Source organism: Pseudarthrobacter sp. PS3-L1, assembly GCF_030063285.1.
In the GTDB taxonomy this organism is placed as follows: Bacteria; Actinomycetota; Actinomycetes; order Actinomycetales; family Micrococcaceae; genus Arthrobacter.
Genome location: NZ_JASISU010000001.1, coordinates 748,340 through 766,627, shown reverse-complemented (window position 1 = coordinate 766,627; position 18,288 = coordinate 748,340). Strand labels below are relative to the sequence as shown.

Annotated in this window: 18 protein-coding genes; 7 read left to right on the top strand and 11 right to left on the bottom strand. The window is 61.6% G+C overall.

The genetic code is table 11. The annotated features are described in order from the left end of the window. Positions 1-57 precede the first annotated feature (57 nt). The gene (locus QMG79_RS03565) at positions 58-813 is read left to right on the top strand and encodes a hypothetical protein (RefSeq protein WP_283537176.1); all 756 of its coding nucleotides are present in this window, start codon (positions 58-60) and stop codon (positions 811-813) included. Between the two features lie 65 nt (positions 814-878). Continuing rightward, positions 879-1,529: a GNAT family N-acetyltransferase gene (locus QMG79_RS03560; protein WP_283537175.1), complete on the top strand. Its 651-nt coding sequence runs from the start codon at positions 879-881 to the stop codon at positions 1,527-1,529. 71 nt (positions 1,530-1,600) lie between these two features. On the opposite strand, the gene phoH2 is transcribed toward QMG79_RS03560, so the two are convergent. Together phoH2 and QMG79_RS03550 are read right to left on the bottom strand one after the other, a co-directional pair. Next, positions 1,601-2,974 (bottom strand): RNA 5'-3' helicase PhoH2, encoded by a 1,374-nt coding sequence (gene phoH2 / locus QMG79_RS03555; RefSeq protein ID WP_283537174.1) that lies wholly within the window; start codon positions 2,972-2,974, stop codon positions 1,601-1,603. Between the two features lie 170 nt (positions 2,975-3,144). Then, positions 3,145-3,906, bottom strand: a complete 762-nt coding sequence (locus QMG79_RS03550; protein WP_283537173.1) for an isoprenyl transferase — start codon at positions 3,904-3,906, stop codon at positions 3,145-3,147. Positions 3,907-4,172: 266 nt separating this feature from the next. Between QMG79_RS03550 and trhA the strand changes: the two genes are divergently transcribed. Next, complete coding sequence (gene trhA, locus QMG79_RS03545; protein WP_283537357.1) at positions 4,173-4,799, top strand: PAQR family membrane homeostasis protein TrhA; 627 nt, start codon at positions 4,173-4,175, stop codon at positions 4,797-4,799. On the opposite strand, the gene QMG79_RS03540 is transcribed toward trhA, so the two are convergent. The 4 genes from QMG79_RS03540 to mca form a co-directional block, all read right to left on the bottom strand. Then, positions 4,741-5,280 carry an HAD family hydrolase gene (locus tag QMG79_RS03540; RefSeq protein WP_283537172.1) on the bottom strand — a complete coding sequence of 180 codons (540 nt, stop codon included), beginning with the start codon at positions 5,278-5,280 and terminating at the stop codon, positions 4,741-4,743. The two genes, trhA and QMG79_RS03540, sit on opposite strands and share 59 nt — an antisense overlap. A gap of 9 nt (positions 5,281-5,289) precedes the next feature. Beyond that, a complete protein-coding gene (locus tag QMG79_RS03535; protein WP_283537171.1) occupies positions 5,290-7,470 on the bottom strand; it encodes a thioredoxin domain-containing protein in 2,181 nt (726 codons plus the stop codon). Positions 7,471-7,596: 126 nt separating this feature from the next. Then, on the bottom strand, positions 7,597-7,911 hold the full coding sequence (locus tag QMG79_RS03530; protein WP_283537170.1) for a hypothetical protein: 315 nt from the start codon (positions 7,909-7,911) through the stop codon (positions 7,597-7,599). Positions 7,912-8,020: 109 nt separating this feature from the next. Beyond that, the gene (gene mca, locus QMG79_RS03525; RefSeq protein WP_283537169.1) at positions 8,021-8,926 is read right to left on the bottom strand and encodes a mycothiol conjugate amidase Mca; all 906 of its coding nucleotides are present in this window, start codon (positions 8,924-8,926) and stop codon (positions 8,021-8,023) included. 135 nt (positions 8,927-9,061) lie between these two features. Between mca and QMG79_RS03520 the strand changes: the two genes are divergently transcribed. Both QMG79_RS03520 and greA read left to right on the top strand, forming a co-directional pair. Further along, the gene (locus QMG79_RS03520; protein ID WP_283537168.1) at positions 9,062-9,514 is read left to right on the top strand and encodes a DUF4307 domain-containing protein; all 453 of its coding nucleotides are present in this window, start codon (positions 9,062-9,064) and stop codon (positions 9,512-9,514) included. Positions 9,515-9,681: 167 nt separating this feature from the next. After that, on the top strand, positions 9,682-10,176 hold the full coding sequence (gene greA, locus QMG79_RS03515) for a transcription elongation factor GreA (RefSeq protein WP_283537167.1): 495 nt from the start codon (positions 9,682-9,684) through the stop codon (positions 10,174-10,176). A gap of 86 nt (positions 10,177-10,262) precedes the next feature. On the opposite strand, the gene QMG79_RS03510 is transcribed toward greA, so the two are convergent. The 4 genes from QMG79_RS03510 to QMG79_RS03495 form a co-directional block, all read right to left on the bottom strand. Then, entirely contained in the window at positions 10,263-10,862 is a 600-nt protein-coding gene (locus QMG79_RS03510; RefSeq protein WP_283537166.1) for a rhomboid family intramembrane serine protease, read from the bottom strand. A 6-nt stretch (positions 10,863-10,868) separates the two neighbouring features. After that, positions 10,869-12,107 carry a threonine ammonia-lyase gene (gene ilvA / locus QMG79_RS03505; protein ID WP_283537165.1) on the bottom strand — a complete coding sequence of 413 codons (1,239 nt, stop codon included), beginning with the start codon at positions 12,105-12,107 and terminating at the stop codon, positions 10,869-10,871. Positions 12,108-12,111: 4 nt separating this feature from the next. After that, positions 12,112-13,446 (bottom strand): AI-2E family transporter, encoded by a 1,335-nt coding sequence (locus tag QMG79_RS03500; protein ID WP_283537164.1) that lies wholly within the window; start codon positions 13,444-13,446, stop codon positions 12,112-12,114. 77 nt (positions 13,447-13,523) lie between these two features. Then, complete coding sequence (locus QMG79_RS03495; RefSeq protein WP_283537163.1) at positions 13,524-14,465, bottom strand: aldose 1-epimerase family protein; 942 nt, start codon at positions 14,463-14,465, stop codon at positions 13,524-13,526. 125 nt (positions 14,466-14,590) lie between these two features. On the opposite strand from QMG79_RS03495, the gene galT reads away from it, so the two are divergent. Further along, positions 14,591-15,739: a galactose-1-phosphate uridylyltransferase gene (gene galT, locus QMG79_RS03490; RefSeq protein WP_283537162.1), complete on the top strand. Its 1,149-nt coding sequence runs from the start codon at positions 14,591-14,593 to the stop codon at positions 15,737-15,739. Next, on the top strand, positions 15,736-16,911 hold the full coding sequence (galK, locus tag QMG79_RS03485; RefSeq protein ID WP_283537161.1) for a galactokinase: 1,176 nt from the start codon (positions 15,736-15,738) through the stop codon (positions 16,909-16,911). Before galT ends, galK begins: the two co-directional genes overlap by 4 nt. Before the next feature lie 111 nt (positions 16,912-17,022). On the opposite strand, the gene QMG79_RS03480 is transcribed toward galK, so the two are convergent. After that, complete coding sequence (locus tag QMG79_RS03480; RefSeq protein WP_283537160.1) at positions 17,023-17,901, bottom strand: Bax inhibitor-1/YccA family protein; 879 nt, start codon at positions 17,899-17,901, stop codon at positions 17,023-17,025. Between the last annotated feature and the right edge of the window lie 387 nt (positions 17,902-18,288).

Genomic DNA, 18,288 nt, shown 5'->3' with positions numbered 1-18,288 from the left:
CTGGGATCCTACGGGACGATCATGAGCCCCGCACTGCCCGCCGCGTAAGCTGTGGATATGTCGACATGGGATGACAGGCACCGGCCCGGAGACGGACACGGATTGGCCGCGGATTCCTCGTCATTTCGCAAGCTATGCCGATCTTCCCCCTGGCGCTGGGAAACATTGCAGTGTGAGTACTGGGACGAACCCTTCATCTCTGGTCCATCGCCGGGCGCCGTGCTGGTCCGGGCCTGGGTGAAGAGGCCAGGCGCACTCCGTGTGGAGGATGTGGACGGCGTGTTGCTTGAGAGCAGTTCAGGGGGAAGCGGCTCGCCTGCTGGGCTATATACCGGTGCCAGCCGGAAATCCTGGCTTTTGCCGCCCCAGCTTGTAACGCCTGTATATGACGACGCCGGGCTGGTCACCAGGCGCCCGGAAGCAGCCTATGGCGATCCAGGGTTTGGCAGCGGCTGCTTCTCGGCAGCGTTGGATCCTGTAGAGCTGACGGGCAATTTTCCGGTGCCGATCGAATTCCCCGGCAGCAATCCGGTCCTGGTGACCGAGGTTGTCCGCACTGAGCAGGACTCCAGGCCCGCACTCGAGGCAATAGTGGTCCCTACAGTTGCCTACCACCCGGCCCATCAGCTCATGCCGCTTTGCCTGCCTGGCCGGACCCTAATCCGGATTGACCTGCAAACAGGAATCTGCGTGGCCAGCCGGTCCCTGGAACCAGCAACCGCCCAGCACGGGCATTGGCTGCGCATTATCGAGGTGGATGGCTACTGCAGCGATCAGCTCTTCGACGAACCGGTACCGACCACCAACCTCTAGGTGCAAGGGCAACGGCGCCCGAGGCATGACAGGCTACCTGGCCCTTCCACGGCTAGGCTGCTCTCATGACGTCCCTGACTGAGATCTGGCCGCTCTTCGGCCTGACACTGCAGACCCCACGCCTGACACTGCGCACCATCACCGACGGTGACATCCCCGCCGCCCTGGCGGCGGCACAGGACGGCGTCCATGAACCGGGCCAAAGCCCTTTCAGCAACCCGTGGGCGGAGGCCCGTCCTGAAGTCATGGGCCCGGCCATGGCAAGGTGGTATTGGAAACTGCGCGCAGAAACGTCTCCCACGCGGTGGACGCTCCTCCTGGGAATCTGGCATGAGGATAACTTCATCGGGTGCCAGGACGTCAGTGCGGACGATTTTGCCGCGCTGAAAACGGTCAGCACCGGATCCTGGCTGCAACGCCGAGTCCACGGACAGGGCCTCGGAAAGGAAATGCGCACCGCCGTCGCGCTCTATGCTTTTGACTACCTGGGAGCTGACGTTGCAAAATCCGAGGCTGCCGACTGGAATGGCGCATCACTGGGCGTCTCCCGTGCCCTGGGGTATGAACTAAACGGCATTACCCGCAAGAAATGGGGTAACCAGGTGGAAACCGTCCAGGCTGTCCGGCTGACGCCTCAGACTTTCAAACGTCCAGACTGGAACCTTGAGGTAGCGGGCCACGAAGCTGTCGCAGCATTCCTGGACATCCCGCAGTAGCCGTTTGCAGGGAGCGCGGCTTCCGTTCGTGGCCAGCTGCCACGAACGGAAGCTCTGGACATGGGGCGCTCCTATATTTCGGCCCCCTCCAGGAGATCGGTCACCAGTGCTGCGATCGGCGAGCGCTCGGAGCGTGTCAGGGTAATGTGCCCGAAGAGGGGATGGCCCTTGAGCGTCTCCACCACCGCGGCAACCCCGTCATGGCGTCCCACCCGAAGGTTGTCCCGCTGTGCGACGTCGTGCGTGAGGACAATCTTGGAGTTTTGACCAATCCGGCTCATCACCGTAAGGAGAACGTTCTTCTCAAGCGACTGGGCCTCATCAACTATCACAAAGGCGTCATGCAGGGACCTGCCGCGAATGTGCGTCAGGGGCATCACCTCAAGCATTCCCCTGTCCATGACCTCTTCCACGACTTCCTGGCTGACCAGGGCGCCAAGTGTGTCGAAGACTGCCTGCGCCCAGGGGTTCATCTTCTCTGACTCGGAACCAGGCAGGAAGCCCAGCTCCTGGCCTCCTACGGCATAAAGCGGTCGAAAAACGATCACCTTCCGGTGTTCCCGGCGTTCCAACACGGCTTCCAGTCCGGCGCAGAGGGCCAGCGCGGATTTCCCGGTCCCGGCGCGTCCACCAACTGAGACAATGCCCACGGAGGGATCCAGGAGTAGATCGATTGCCAGGCGTTGTTCGGCAGAACGTCCATGGAGTCCAAAGACGTCCCGGTCTCCCCTGACTAGCCGGACCTGTTTGTCTGCACCCACGCGGCCCAGCGCCGAGCCGCGGTTGGAGAGCACCACCAGGCCGGTGTTGACAGGCAGCTCGGCGGCAGCAGGAAGAAAAACAGGTTCGTGTCCGTAGAGGGTGGCGATCTCCGCTTCGTTGGCCTCGATCTCGGCCATGCCGGTCCACCCTGAATCCTTGACCAGCTCATTGCGATATTCATCAGCTTGAAGGCCCATGGCAGAGGCCTTTACCCGCATGGGCAGATCCTTGGAGACCACCGTGACATCCCGGCCCTCGTTGGCAAGGTTCTTGGCGACGGCCAAGATCCTGCTGTCGTTGTCACCAGCGCGGAATCCGGCTGGCAGGACATCGGTGGAGATATGGTTCAACTCCACCATGAGGGTCCCGCCCGCTGACCCGATGGGCAACGGCCTGTCCAGTCCACCGTTCGTGATGCGTAGCTCATCGAGAAGTCGGAGGGCCTTGCGTGCAAAGAACCCCAGCTCGGGGTCGTGGCGCTTAGCTTCAAGTTCCGAGATGACGACGATCGGCACAATGACCTCGTGCTCCGCGAAGCGAAGGAGGGCCAACGGATCTGACAGCAGGACTGACGTGTCGATCACATAGCTGCGGACAGCGGGACGATCTTTCGAAGTTGCCACATTGACTCCAGCCCCGGGCGCACCCGGAAGAGTTAGCAGGCGGATTGGCCCGGAGGCCATGCGTGGCCTCCTGCTGCATCTGGTGCGATGTCCCGCTCCATGTACTGGCCTCCCCGATCAGTAGGCGATTTTGCCCGTTGATGGAACCAACCTAAGACCGTGGCGGAGCAATCAGCGTTTCTGCGCTCGGCGATTCCTGTGACCAGATGGTGAACTCACTATTAACTCGGCTACGAGCCGAAGCGGCGCTGCCGTCCTGCATAGTCACGCAAGGCCCGCAGGAAATCGACTTTACGGAAGGCCGGCCACAGTGCTTCGCAAAAATAGAACTCGCTGTAGGCGCTCTGCCACATCAGGAATCCGGAGAGCCGCTGCTCCCCTGAGGTGCGAATCACCAAATCGGGATCCGGCTGACCCCTGGTGTAGAGGAATTTCGAGATGTCATCGACTGTCAATTCCTCAGCCACACTCCGGATGTCCGCTCCCCTGTCAACAGCATCAATCATCAGTTCCCGGACGGCATCCACAATCTCGCGGCGGCCCCCGTAGCCGACAGCCACGTTGACGTGGATTTTTTCATGAGCCGGAGTGCGCTTGGTCAGTTTGTTCAGCCGTTCGCCCAGGTAGTCGGGAAGGAGTTCGGGCGCGCCCATGGCGTGGACGGAAACGTCTGCATCCTTGTCCAGGCGATCAAGGGTATTGGCAATAATGCCCATGAGCAGGTCCAACTCTTCGCTGGACCTGCTCATGTTGTCGGTTGAGAGCATGTACAGCGTGACGACCTTGATCCCAAGTTCCTGGCACCACCCCAGAAATTCGTGAATCTTGTCCGCACCAGCCTGGTGGCCCTGGCTGGTGGGCGCATTAAACTGCCGTGCCCAGCGACGGTTGCCGTCAACCATGACGCCAATGTGCTCCGGGATACGGTCTTTGGCCAGATCGCGCAGCAGCCTTTGTTCGTAAAAGCCGTACAGGAACCCGGGCATTTCCATGCAGAGATCCACCTGACTTCCGGTTACGTAGCGAGCGTTGCAATCCTACGCTACAGTCCTTGCCGGAATCAGATGCACCGCAGATGACCATGGCGTGCCGATCCTGTATCTACTCTCGGGTAACTTACGGGACCGTAAGTTATTCTTGAGCTATGAACAATCGGCATGCAGGAAGTGGCGCCGCCGCCCGTAACTCTGGCCCTTCAGCAGAGCCGAATGCACCGACTGCACTTGATGATGCCGCCGCACGCCTTGCCCAGCTGTTGATGATCAAACCAAAGTGGCGGGGCTGGATCCATACGGTCACGGCCCCACTGGCCCTTGCTGCTGGCCTTGTCCTGGTGATCCTGGCGCCCACCACCGGGCTGAAGGTGACCTCAGCCATCTATGGCACCACAGGAGTCCTCCTGTTTGGCATCAGCGCGATCTATCACCGCGGCAACTGGTCCCCCGGCGTAAAGATTGTCCTGAAGCGCCTGGACCACACCAACATCATGCTGGTAATCGCGGGCAGCTACACACCTCTGGCCTGGGCGTTGCTGGAACGTCCCACAGCGGTTGTCCTGCTATGGCTGATCTGGGGCGGGGCAACCCTTGGAGTCCTGTTCCGACTGCTCTGGACGCACGCTCCACGCTGGCTCTACGTGCCCATCTACATTGCCCTTGGCTGTGGCGCACTGTTCTATCTGCCGGACTTCTTCCGAGCCAGCGTCCCCTCCGCCATCCTGATCTGCGTCGGTGGAGCTTTCTACATTGCCGGTGCCGTCTTTTATGCTCTCAAGAAGCCCAACTTCAGCTATCACCACTTCGGCTTCCACGAACTCTTCCACGCGTTCACTGTCCTGGGGTTCGCTGCCCATTTTGTAGCGATTGCCCTGGCCGTCCTGCGCTAGCGAGTGCGCTGGCCGGCCCCAAGAAGATGAGGCAGCTCCCGGATGTCCTCAAAAAAACTGTCGTTACATCACCTTCCAGATGGCGTGCGCACGTTACACCACCCGCGTACGCAAAAACATGCATACCCGCAGCTCGGGCGGCATTAACACCGTGGACACTGTCTTCCACCACGGCGCACGACGACGGCGTTACGCCAGCTGTCGCTGCAGCCAACAGGAAAAGATCCGGCGCAGGTTTCCCGTTACGTACCTGGGTGGCACTGAAGATCCGGCCAGTGAACCTCTCCCACAGCCCTGTCATGCCGAGGGTGCGGCGCATTTTCTCCTGCGTTCCGCTGGATGCAACGCAGGTGGGGATTTCCAGATGGTCAAGGGTTTCCTGAATTCCAGGGACAGGACGCAGCTCACGCTCGAAGGCGTCACGGTACCAATGTTCGTAGGGAGCATCCCAGTCGAAGATCACCAGGTCAAAGGACGCCATTCCCTAGCGTCATTTCTTTCCGGTCATCTGCGCCAGCTGTTCCAGCATCGCCTGCGAGCTCTCCACCGGCCGCTGGCAGACCATGTCCTTGCACAGGAAGACCCGCGGTGCTCCTGAGGCGGCCGATGTCCTGCCGCGCAGAAGAACGGGCCCTTGCTCATCTCCAGTCCCCACCGCAATGACCAGCCCGGGCGATGGCGAGCCCAGCAGGTTCCGGTGCAGATCAGTGCGGGATGTACTGTCCGCAGGACCCACCACGGCGCACTCCACTGGACCGGCGGCGGCCGCCTGTGCCACGGAAAGCAGACCACCAGCCACGCGCGGTGCCCGGGCCGCAAGGGACGGCAGCAAGGCCAGGATTCGGTCTGCCTGCTGACGATGTTCCCTGGATCCTGTGTAGGCAGCAGAGGTCAGGAGCACGCCGGCAAAAGCAGACATCCCACTGGGTGTTGCGTTATCAAACGGATCCAGGCCTGTCTTTCCGTCCTGTGCGGACAGGACCTGAATCGCAGGAACTGCTGAGTCCACCAGGTGCCCGTCCGGCATAAAGTCCACCAGCGCTGCCTCAACCAGTTGTTGTGCATATGCGTACCAGCGGGTTTCCCCTGTCACCGCATAGAGGGTAAAAAATCCCTCGGCACAGAATGCGTAGTCCCCCAGCAGACCCGCCCGTCCTGCTGCCCGGCCCGCGTGGGAGACCCGGAGCAGCGTGCCCTGTTCCATTGCGACAGGGGGCGTTTCGCCACCCGCACGGGTGCCGGCGTCGCCAGGTCTTGGCTCCGGACGTGCCACCCAGTGCGTGTCCTGCAGGAACGTGGCAATACCGGCGGCAGCTACCGTAAGATCGGGCCTGTCCAACAGGGCTCCGGCTTCTGCAAGGGCCCCCACAGCAAGGCCATTCCAGCCGGCCACTACCTTGTCATCACGCGCAGGCTGGGGACGCTGTGCACGTCTGATGCGGAGCAGTGGAAGGACACGACGCCAGAGCTCGCTCTCAGCGCGGCTTCGCGGCTTCCCCTGGTGGAATGGGGCACCAGTGTCCTCCCCCGGCGCGGAGCCCGGGATATTCATTAGGCGGGCCACAGCCTCACCGTCGTCCCTGCCCAGCACGGTGATGAGCTGCTGGACCGTCCAGATGTAGGTTCCGCCTTCGTGATGCTTACCGTCAACAACGGTGTCCGCGTCAAGGGAGGATGCAAGCCCGTCCGGCAGGGCCAACGCGGAGAGCATCCAGTCGGCAGTCAGTTCAGCAACTTCACGCGCTTCGGCAGCAGGATACTCAGGGCTGCCACCAAGGCGCAGCCAATGAACATAGGCCCGCAGCAACAGGGCATTGTCGTAGAGCATCTTTTCGTAGTGCGGCTCGGACCAGTCCGCACTCACCGAATACCGGGCAAATCCCCCTGCAACCTGGTCAAAGAGTGCGGAGCGGGCCATGGCGGCAAGTGTCCTCCCAGCCAGGGACTTCGCGGCGTCGGCCGTTGCCGAGGGTACGGCCGCGTGCCTGACCAAAAACTCCAGCACCGCCGACGGCGGGAACTTCGGAGCGGTACCAAAACCGCCGTCGTCGGTGTCCTCTGCAGTGAGGAGGGCAGTCACTGCTTCAGACAGGACGCCGGGATCGAGAACGGGCGTCTCGCCGGCCGCCTTGACCCGGACCGTTGACTGGGCTTCGCCTATGGTCGATGCCAGTGCGTACGCCTGTCTTTCGACGTCATCGCGCCGTTCGCGCCAGGCCTCCTGCACGGCCTCAAGGACCTGGAGGAAGGACGGCAGTCCAGGCATCGGCAACACTGGAAAGTAGGTCCCGGCATGGAAGGCACGGCCCTGCGGCGTGAGGAATACCGACATCGGCCAGCCGCCCTGGCCGCTGATCATCTGTGTCGCAGCCATGTAGGTTGCGTCAACGTCGGGACGTTCCTCGCGGTCCACCTTGATTGCAACAAAGCCCGCGTTGAGGTGGGCTGCTGTTTTCTCATCTGCAAAAGACTCGTCAGCCATGACATGGCACCAGTGGCACGCCGCATACCCGATGGATAGGAAGACCGGGACATCACGCTCAGCGGCTTCCTCGAATGCCGTATCACCGAAGGGCTGCCAGTGCACGGGATGATGCGCATGCTGGCGGAGATAGGCGGAACTCTCACCAGCCAGGAGGTTTCCTGACGTCGGCGGTCCTGAATTCATCATTTCCCCTCGGATGGTCGCCTGCCGTAAGCCAAGATCAGGTAGGAAGGACAACCCACCAAACCCGGGACGCGTTCGGTCCACAGTTTACGGAGAATGTGGCGCGTTCGGGGGGATCCAGAGTTCGCCTCAGCGGCTGCCGGGGTCCCGCTCAGCGGTAGTGCTCCAGCCGTCCGCGGAGGGCTCCACTCCTGCGGCCCCCTCCTGCTCGCGCGCAGCGTCGGCGTCGGCAAGTCGCTGTTCCTCAATCTGGCCCCTGTACCGAACACGCCTGATCCTGCGGACCATGTCCACAATCAACAGGGCCGTCGCAAGCACAAAAAACGCTGTCATCAAAAATCCCAGGAAACCCGGAGTGATCTGGTTGACATCCAGCCCCGGTCGCAGGGACGGGCTCGGTGACGGGGCGGGGGTTGTGGCCAGGAGGATCAGGGTGTGGTGCACGATTTACCTTCTATGGGGATGACGCCCAGGGCGTCCGGTACAACTGCCAGGTGAAAATTCTCCAGAACGACCCAGGAGAGGATTTCTACAAGGGATAGAAATCTTCTGTCTATCTTATCCCGGCGAAGAGGTCCGTCTCCGGCAGATCGGTCGCTACGTGGGATGTAATGAGGGAGTAGTCTTCCCAGGGCCACGCGGAGCGCTGGAGCTGCGGTGTCGCAGCGAAGAAGAACCCAAGCGGATCAACCTGGGTCCGGTGGGCGCGGAGTGCATTGTCCCGGGACTCCAGAAAATCTCCACAGTTAATCTGGGTGGTCGTGGCGTGTGTCCCTGGCGGCGGAGTGTGTCCCTCGACGTCGTTTTCCAGCCACTGCGCCAGCCGCTCCGCATACGGCGAGGCAATGCCCGCGTTTTCCAGCGCAAAGTGCAGCGCTTTGATCTTGTCAGGGCTGAAGGCGCGGTCGTAGTAAAGCTTGGCGGGCTGCCAAGGGGCACCGGTGCCCTTGTAACGCTCAGGGTCACCCGCTGCCTCGAACGCTTCCACGGCTACCCGGTGGGCCATGATGTGGTCCGGGTGCGGATACCCGCCATTTTCGTCGTAGCTAAGGATCACGTGCGGCCTGAAGGACCTGACCAGGCGGACCAGCGGCGCGGAGGCGCGCTCTAGAGGCGCAAGGGCAAAGCACCCCGCCGGCAAGGGCGGCAGGGGGTCCCCTTCGGGAAGACCCGAATCCACAAAACCAAGCCATCGCTGTTCGATCCCGAGGATCTTCGCGGCCGCCGCCATTTCAAGGCGGCGCGCACCCGCCATGTCGCGTTTGGGGTGGGGCTCGTTTTCCACTGCAGGATTCTGGATGTCGCCTCGCGACCCATCAGTGCAGGTGGCAACCATCACCTGGACGCCCTGTTTGGCGTACATGGCCATGGTGGCTGCGCCTTTGCTCGACTCATCATCCGGGTGGGCATGAACGGCAAGGAGGCGCAGAGCGGTGGATGGCGGTGTGGACACGGTCATGAGGGGGTAATCCTCTTTCTTGCTGGCGCCGGCGCTGCGCAGGCAATGGCTGGTGGCGGTGGCGGAGACCGCCAGATGGAGGCAAAAAAATGCCCGGCGGACTTAGCCGCCTGCGGTACACCCTAAACTGGTGTGGTGACATCCCAGGAACAGCCCGCACCGACAGTCCCTGCAGACTCCAGCCTATCCAATCGATACGGCACCGCGAAGCAGCCGCTGTCACGACGAAAAAAACTTGCAGCTGCCGGACTGGCACTAGCCGTCGGAGTCGGCTTCCTGGCCTGGGTTTCCACCAGCAATTCGATCGGTTCCATCAGTTCCAAGGACATCGGCTACAGCACCACCGACGCCACAAGCGCTGACGTGGACTTCGAAGTGGTCCGTGACCCTGGCACTCCGGTTAAGTGCGCAGTGAAGGTACTGGACTCCAAGTACGCAGTTGTTGGGTGGAAAGTAGTCGATATTCCGCTTGGTGCAGCCACTGATACAGCAGACGGCGGTCGCACGGTCACGCAGCGGGTGACCGTGCGGACCGAGTCACTCTCGGTCTCCGGCGTTGTCGACAGCTGCTGGAACCCTGAGGCCTGAGTCGGCACCCTGACCAGCGGGTAGCCACGGTGGCCCCTCCCGTTGGGATTCATCAAGTGTTTTGATTACAATGGTTGGATACCTACGCCCCGCCGGGTTGGATGCTGAGTTTCATGAGTGCCACCGGTGGGGTCTTTTGCATGCAGCACCCATCAGAGGAGAAGTCCGTGTCTACCACCAACAGCGCAACGGCCGCGTGGCTCACCCAGGAGGCTTTCGACCGCCTGCAGGCAGAGCTGGAACACATGTCCGGCGCTGGCAGGGCTGAGATCGTCCAGAAGATCGAGGCTGCCCGCCAGGAAGGCGACCTCAAGGAAAACGGCGGATACCACGCAGCCAAAGAAGAACAGGGAAAGATCGAGGCCCGCATCCGCCAGCTCACTGCTCTGCTGCGTGATGCGCACGTGGGTGAATCCCCCGCCGATGACGGCGTTGTGGAGCCCGGGATGCTTGTCGTCGCGAAGATTGCCGGTGATGAGGAAACGTTCCTCCTGGGTTCCCGCGAGATTGCTGGCGACTCGGACCTTAATGTGTTCAGCGAGAAGTCACCGCTGGGCGCTGCGATTGTGGGTCACCGCGAAGGTGAGGAACTGAGCTACACGGCTCCTAACGGCAAGGTCATTCCCGTCCACATTATTTCCGCCAAGCCCTACGCAGCCTGAGCTCACTGAGACCAGAAAAACCGCAGACCACCCCCGGGGCGGCCAGCGGTTTTTTTGTGCCCGGCAGCGCTGGGCTCTACGGCTGACTAGGCAGTATTTTTCGACCGCAGCAGCACTGCAGCTCCGACTCCACCCAGGGCGCCGCCCACGTGTGCCTGCCACGAGATGGCCCCGACAATGCTGGGCAACAGTCCGAAGAGGATGCCTCCATAGACCAGGAAGAGCACAACGGAGAGCAGGATCTGGCGCCAGTTGCGATTCAGGAATCCGCGGACCAGCAGAAAGGCAAACAGCCCAAATACCAGTCCGGATGAGCCCACCGTAACTCCGCCACCGCCAATCAGCCAGACCACCACACCGGAGCCCAGCCAGCTTGCCGCCACGGCTGTCAGGAAGACCCGAAGGCCGGAGAGGTACACCAGGAAACCGAAGATTATCAACGGCAGTGCGTTGGACAGCAGGTGGTTGAAGTTTGCGTGGAAAAGCGGGAACGTCAGGATATCCAGGAGTCCTCCCGCGCTTCGGGGCCGCAGTCCAAAGGTCCTGTTCAGTCCATGCAGCAGGGCTGTGTTGATCAGCTCGATGATAAAAAGCACCGCAGTGAAGCTTCCCAGCACCAGCAGACCGGCTTTCGCCCGTGCCGCAGTTGTTGCGCGGTTCGTTCCGCCGTCGTGAACGTCAGCCATGCCGGGTCAGTGGACCACTATGGGCTGGAAACCTTCGGCCCGGAGGGCGCCCAGCACCTGCTCGCCATGTTCGTGGCCCTTGGTCTCGAGGTTCACGGTGATGGAGACATCGCCCATGCTGATGGAACCGCCCACCCGGGTGTGGTCAAGGCCAGTGACGTTGGCGTCGTTCTCGGCAATGATCCTGGCAATAGTGGCCAGTGACCCCGGACGGTCATCAAGCATCATGCGGACTGTCATGTAGCGCCCCGCTGCTGACAGGCCACGCTGGATGACCTTCAGCATCAGCATTGGGTCGATATTGCCCCCGGAAAGAACCACGGCGGTTGTTCCAGGATTTTCAATCTTGCCGTCCATGAGGGCAGCAACACCTACGGCTCCTGCAGGCTCCACCACCATCTTTCCCCGCTCCAACAAGAAGATCAGAGCCCGGGCCAGTGAATCTTCGCTGACTGTGACGACGTCGTCAACCAGTTCGCGGATGATACTGAAAGGCAGTTGCCCGGGCCTCCCCACGGCAATTCCGTCTGCCATGGTGGAGACTTTTTTCAGGGGAACCAAGGCGTCAGCTGCCAATGAGGGCGGGTAGGCGGCAGCGTTCTCTGCCTGGACTCCAATGATGCGGATTTCCCGACCCAGCTCCCGGGCGCGTGCCTTGATGGCCACGGATACGCCAGCGAGCAGTCCGCCACCGCCAACGCCCATCAGGACCGTGTCCACATGGGGAATCTGTTCCAGGATTTCTAGGCCCACGGTTCCCTGGCCGGCAACAACATCAACATTGTCGAAGGGGTGGACAAACACTGCGCCGGTCTCGTCAGAATAGCGCTGGGCTTCGGCAAGGGCCTCGTCCACATTGTGTCCATGCAAGATTACTTCGGCACCGTGGCTCCTCGTGGCCGCCAGCTTGGGCAGGGCAACGCCCAAGGGCATGAAGATCTTTGCGCTGATGCCGAGGCTCTTGGCAGCGACAGCAACGCCCTGGGCGTGGTTTCCAGCCGACGCTGCGACGACTCCACGCTTTTTCTCTTCTTCGGAAAGACGCGCCATCCGGACGTAGGCACCGCGGACCTTGAACGAACCGGCCCGCTGAAGATTTTCACACTTGAAAAAAACTTCACCGCCCACCAGCGCCCCCAGCGCCCTGGATGATTCAACGGGGGTCCGTGCAATAATCCCGCGGAGAAGTGCCTGCGCTTCCAGGACGTCGTCCAGGGTGACGGGCAGGCTCGCGAGTGTTTTCACGGATCTATTCTCCTTTGGTGGGTTCGGGTCCGGCGTCCTCGGGCGAACCTGGGTACGGGGATCCTCCTAAGGGGTTAACGGTAGTCCCACCGCCGCTGTTCCCGGCAATTGATGACGCGGTTTTCCCGGAGTCGGAGTCCTGCGTGATGTCCTCAATGCTCCCGTCATCAACAGCGCCGCCTGGCGGATATCCACCGGCGCCGGGACCTGGTTCGCGTTCCCATGCCCTGGCCGCTATATAGCGGACGGAGGAATTGGCGACCGCCAGCATGGGGACCGAGAACAGGGCGCCGGGAATCCCTGCCAAGTAGGAACCTGCGGCGACGGCAAGAATGACTGCAACCGGGTGCAGGGACACTGCCTTGCCCATGATCAGTGGCTGCAGGATATGGCTCTCAAGCTGCTGCACTGCCAAGACAATCGCAAGCATGATCAGGGCATTGACAGGACCGTTGGCCACGAGGGCGAGGAGAACGGCAATGGCGCCGGTGAAGAGTGCTCCAACCACCGGAATGAAAGAGCCCAGGAACACCAGCACTGCCAAGGGCAGAGCCAGCGGGACTCCAATGATTGCAGCGCCGACACCGATTCCGACAGCATCGACGGCAGCGACGAACATCTGGATCCGGACGTAGCTCACCATGGAGGTCCAGCCCCGGCGTCCTGCCCCAGCGGCGGCTGGACGAGCCTTCCTGGGCAACAGCTTTACCAGGAAAGACCAGATCCGCTCACCCTCAAGGAGGAAAAAGATGAGGATGAACAGCGACAGGACAAGTCCGGCGGCAAAGTGCCCCGCTGTGCTGCCAAAAGACAGGGCACCACTGAGGATGTTGCTGCTGTTGTTCTGCAGGGCATTGCTTGCATCCTGCAGATAGGTATCGATCTGGTCTGCAGTCAGGTGCAGGGGGCCCTCAGAAAGCCACTGCTGGACCTGTTGGACTCCCGTCAGGGCCTCCGACCAGAGTTCCCCGAACCCGGAAACAAGTTGGCGCCCCACCAACGCCAGTGCGGCAACTATGGCACCAAGAAATCCGACTACCGTGAGGGCAACCGCCAGGCCACGGGGCAGCTTGAGGGAGACCAACGCCCTGACCACTGGTGCCAGAAGCCCGGCCAGGAGGGACGCCACCAGGACCGGGATTACCAGGAGTGTGACCTTGCTCAGCAACCAGACCAGGACTCCCACCATGGTCAGGATGAGAATAAGCCGCCACGACCACGACGCGGCAATACGGATGCCGTAGGGAATGTCCTGGTCGAGCTCACGATCTGTTACGGCCCGCACTGGAGCCGCAGCCTTGGGCCGGGAGAAGGTAGTGGAACTTTCAGGAGCCGTCATAGCCCAATAATCCCGCAGCATTGCTCCAATAGGAAACAGACGCGTCGTGAGTTCGCCGGAATCTCTCCAGGCGCGGGTCAGAGGGCTGCGTCAATGCCCCAGTTCATGGAAAATGCGGCACCGGGCTGTAGCCAACGAAGGCCATCGCCGGAGTTGAAGGCGTTGGCGGGTCCGGTCATGGGCTCCAGTGCTACCACTCGTGAACGCCCGGGAAATTCGGTGCTGACAAAAACGTGAACATAGCGGCAGCTCTGGTCCTGCCACAGGCTCACACTCCGGCCATCGGGCGCCTCAAGGGTGTGCCGTGCCACTCCGTCGTCGAAGAGCAGGTCCGTGAGGGCCATATCAACATCGAGATCGCCCACGATTCGTCCAGACCGCAGATCGGCTTCAGGCCCCACTGGTTCGCTGGACCGCGGGATCAGGCGCTGGTCTGCGACCAGTCGCGTTGTCGCCGAAACAGTGAGGATCATGTCCTCCAGGGGAACATCGCCCAGCCGGAGGTAGGGATGCGCGCCGAGTACAAACGGTGCGGCATTGCCTGAATCGTTTACCAGCGTCTGGGTAACGGCGAGGCCCAGCGCGCTGGTGATTTCGTAGCGAACGCGGTGTCGCACTAGAAAGGGGTATCCATGCTGCGGGAAGACGGTGGCTTCGAGGGTGACGGAGAACTCGTCCTCATCGACCAGCGCGTACCCCGTATTACGCAGGAGTCCGTGGCTGGCGTTATGACGTGAGGGCTCTGTGATGTCCAGCTGTTGGGTTGTGCCGTTGAGGGTCCAGCTGCCATCCTCGATCCTGTTGGCCCAGGGCGCCAGGGTAATGCCTGCAGCACCGGGGGCTATCTGGTCAGGTGCATACGTTTCAGTCAGGAGAACCCCACCCCGGCTGAAGCTTCGCAGTCCAGCCGCCAGCTCCGTCACTGTCGCAACAGCGTCCTCGCGGATGAGCTCGTATTGCCTTCCTGTCGCGTAGCGGCGTTCGGGTTGCGGATCGGCGATGGCACGTACCTCAGTCATGACTTCACCGTACCCGCCAGATGGACACCTCCACCACAGAGAATAATGTTCACTTCTGTTTCTTTTTGGTAGATATATGACAGAATGGAACAACTCGTTTGTCCAGTTCCCGCAAAGGATCATCCATGACACGCATCACGCCTACCAGTCTTTCGGATGGCCGGGAGCTTATTTACTTTGACGAGGCAGGTACTACCGCCTCGCGCAGCTCGGCGGAGACCACTGATCATCGGGATCTTCCGGCCCGCGGGGAACCTGGCGAGGTCCGCTACGATGCCCTCACTGGCGAATGGGTGGCGGTCGCCGCCCATCGCCAGAGCAGAACGCACCTGCCGCCTGCAGACCAGTGCCCCATCTGTCCCACGACTGCAGCCAATCCTTCGGAGATTCCTGCATCAGACTACGATGTCATAGTTTTCGAAAATCGCTTCCCGTCCCTTGGCCCTGCTACGGGATCCATCCCCGAGCACCCGGAGTGGGGCACCACAGGCCCCGCCTACGGACGCTGTGAGGTCGTCGCCTTCACCCCGGAGCACACCGGTTCCTTCAGCACCCTGAGCGAGACGCGGGCTCGCACAGTGGTCGAGGCGTGGGCCCACCGGACGGAGGCGCTTAGCGCGCTCCCCGGCATTAAGCAGGTTTTTCCCTTTGAGAACCGTGGCGCGGACATTGGTGTCACCCTGCACCACCCGCATGGCCAGATTTACGCCTACCCCTACATCACGCCGAGGGCCAGTGTCATGGCGTCGGCCGCTGCCGCATTTTATGAAAAAAATGATGGCCGGGAAACCCTCACGGGATCACTCCTCCGCTCCGAACGCGAGGCTGGTACTCGCATGATCCTGGAGGGTGAGCACTTCAGCGCCTACGTCCCTTTCGCAGCGCGTTGGCCTCTGGAAATCCATCTTGTGCCCCACCGCCAGGTAGCCGATCTCGCCGCCCTGTCCGGAGGCGAGCGGGACGAACTCGCGCACGTTTACCTCGATCTCCTCAAGCGGCTGGACAACCTGTATCCCACCCCAACGCCGTATATCTCCGCTTGGCACCAGGCACCCGTGGATGATCTTCTGCGCCGCTCCGGCTACCTGCACCTGCAGATCACCTCTCCCCGGCGCGCGGCGGACAAGCTGAAGTTCCTGGCTGGCTCCGAGGCGGCCATGGGTGCTTTCATCAATGACACCACCCCGGAATCTGTTGCTGACCGCTTGCGCGCGGTCACTGGATCCGAACCATCAGTCCCCAATACGGCCATGGCCCAAGGAGCCCGCTCATGAGTACCGCCACCGTTCCCCATCCGCTGGATGCAGCCGGACTGTCCGCCCGCTTCGCTGAGTCTTTTGGTGCCACCCCCGACGGCGTCTGGCAGGCACCGGGAAGGGTGAACCTGATCGGCGAGCACACGGACTACAACGACGGGTTTGTGCTCCCCTTTGCCATCGACAAGACGGCACGTGTGGCCGTGCGGGTCCGCTCCGACTCCACCGTGCGGCTGCTCTCCACTTTCGGGGACCAGGGAATCACGACGACGGATCTCACCACGCTGAAGCCAGGAACCGCAAAGGGGTGGACCAAGTACCCACTGGGTGTCTTATGGTCCCTGCAGCAGCGTGGCATTAAGGTGCCGGGCATCGACCTGATCCTGGACTCCAGCGTTCCCCTGGGCGCGGGCCTGTCTTCCTCCCACGCTATCGAGTGCGCCGTGGTCTCCGCGCTGAACGAGCTCACGGGCGCGGGCATGAGTGATGAAGACATGGTCCTGGCCACGCAGAAGGCAGAAAACGATTTTGTCGGCGCCCCGACGGGCATCATGGACCAGTCAGCGTCACTGCGTGGCGCCAAGGGCCATGCAGTATTTCTTGACTGCCGCGATCAGCATGTTGAGCTCGTTCCCTTCGAGGCGGAGCCTGCGGGGCTGGTGATGCTGGTCATTGACACCAAGGTCTCCCACTCCCATGCCGACGGCGGCTACGCAGCCCGTCGCGAGTCCTGTGAGCTGGGCGCCCAGGTCATGGGAGTCCCCGCGCTGCGGGATGTCTCAGTGAGTGACCTGACGGAAGCCAGTGGCCTCCTCGATGAGCTCACCTTCCGACGCGTACGCCACGTTGTCACGGAAAATGATCGCGTCCTGGCCACGGTTGAGCTGCTCAGCACAGCGGGCCCTGCGGCAATTGGTCCCCTGCTGGATGCCAGCCATGTTTCCATGCGCGATGATTTCGAGATCTCCTGCCCGGAACTCGATCTCGCCGTGGATACTGCACGCAGCGCCGGAGCCATTGGTGCCCGAATGACAGGGGGTGGGTTCGGCGGCGCAGCCATCGCCCTGACGCCTGTAGAGAAGGAACGTCAGGTACGGGATGCCGTCCTCAAGGCCTTTGCCCGGGCCGGTCTCACCACACCTGACATTTTCACGGTCACCCCGGCGCAAGGAGCACTTCGCCTGCTGTGAGCAAAACAAAAGAGCGGGTCCCACCAACTGGTGGGACCCGCTCTTTTTTGTTGATGTATGTTCCTGCTGAGGCGTCCGCTCAGGCTGCCCCTGGCTGCCGGGCCAGGGTTGTCAGTCGTTGCCCCTCAGGATGGCCAGCAACCGGATGATCTCCACATAGAGCCAAACCAACGTGACGGTCAGGCCGAAGGCTGCGGTCCAGGAGAACCGCTGGGGGGCACCGGCGTTGACGGCTGCCTCGATCGATGTAAAGTCCATGATCAGTGAAAACGCTGCGAGGCCGATTGCCAGGAGTCCAATAAAGACACCCAGGGGAATGCCGAAGATCTCGACGCTTGTCCGCAAGCCGAAGGGCTCCTGAACGACGCCGGTCAAGGACAGCACCAAGTTGATGACAGCAAACACCGCGTAGCCAATCATGGCGATCATGAAGAAACGCATGGCCTTGGGTGTGGCCCGGACTTTCCCGCTCCGGAACAGCACAAGCGTCACGGCAAACACTGACAGGGTGCCAATGACAGCCTGCAGGCCAACCCCTGGATACATGCCATCGAGTACACGGGTGAGTCCGCCAAGGAACAGGCCCTCGAGGCCCGCGTAGGCCAAGATGAGTGCCGGCGATGGCTGCTTCTTGAACGTATTGACAAGTGCCAGCACGAAGCCACCCAGGGCTCCCACGACCATCAGCATGGTAGCAAGCTGCATGCCTACTGCCAGAGTGACAGCCGCACCGACGAGGACCATGCCAAGGCAGGTCGCAGTCCTGACGATGACGTCGTCATACGTCATTTTCCCTGTATCGGCAGGGCCAGCCGACGGCTTGTTGTAGAGGTCGTTGAGCTGCTGGCTGCTCATGCCACCGGGCTGCGGGGCCTGGCCATTGATGACCTGGCCGTACTGGCCGCCATACTGCGCCTGCTGGGTTTGCGGCGCCTGGGTTGCTCCACGGAAGTTCTTTCCGTTGAAGATCGGGTTTCCGCCACGGGCCATTGCTTGTTGCCTCCAAGAAAAAGTTGGTATTGAACGTAGTAGTTCACGTTACCAATTCCCACGCCCCCGGCGCAGGAAAAGTTCCCTGCAGCCGCAGCTGCAATACAACCGTGACTGATTTTCTTGGCAACCACTCCGGACACAGCCCGGGAAGTTGTTACCCGATCGCGACAATGCCGTCTTCGACTGCGTCACTATTAGTCTCTACCGAGCTGTAACATAAGCGCAGCGGGGTGACGGAGATCACAAACAGGTGCCGGTGAGGTGGCGCCTGGGCCACACCCGGTCCATTCGCATTTTGACTGCGGCTCTCAGCCGCCCTACCCCCACGTGGAGGTATCCGATTTTGAGAAGAACACCAAGAGGACGGTTGCATATCCGGCCCCG